Below are 288 nucleotides of genomic sequence, written 5' to 3'. Positions count from 1 at the left end.
GATTCAGCCAATCAAGGAAATTGGTGAAATCTTAAAGGACTATCCTAAAGTTCACTTTATGGTTGATGCGGTGCAGGCAATCGGTAAGGGAATCGATGACCTTGTCTTTTCAGATCGGGTCGATTTTGCGGTCTTTTCTGGTCATAAGTTCCATGCACCGCGCGGAACCGGCTTTGTATATGCCAAAGCCGGCCGCAAGCTGGCTCCACTGATTGATGGTGGCGGTCAGGAGCGCGGCCGCCGCAATGGGACCGAAAATACGGCTGGTTTTGTTGCGATGGCCAAGGC

At 51.7% G+C, this 288-nt stretch carries 1 protein-coding gene; it reads left to right on the top strand.

Going from position 1 to position 288, the window contains the following annotated elements; translation table 11 throughout:
* The coding region (locus LJE08_RS13970) for an aminotransferase class V-fold PLP-dependent enzyme (RefSeq protein WP_227403577.1) at positions 1 to 288 on the top strand (288 nt) is incomplete at both ends.

This window comes from Holdemanella sp. DFI.5.55, assembly GCF_020593575.1.
Classification (GTDB): domain Bacteria; phylum Bacillota_I; class Bacilli_A; order Erysipelotrichales; family Erysipelotrichaceae; genus Holdemanella; species Holdemanella hominis.
The sequence above is the reverse complement of the archived record's forward strand: the minus strand, read 5'-3'. Positions and strand labels throughout refer to the sequence as shown.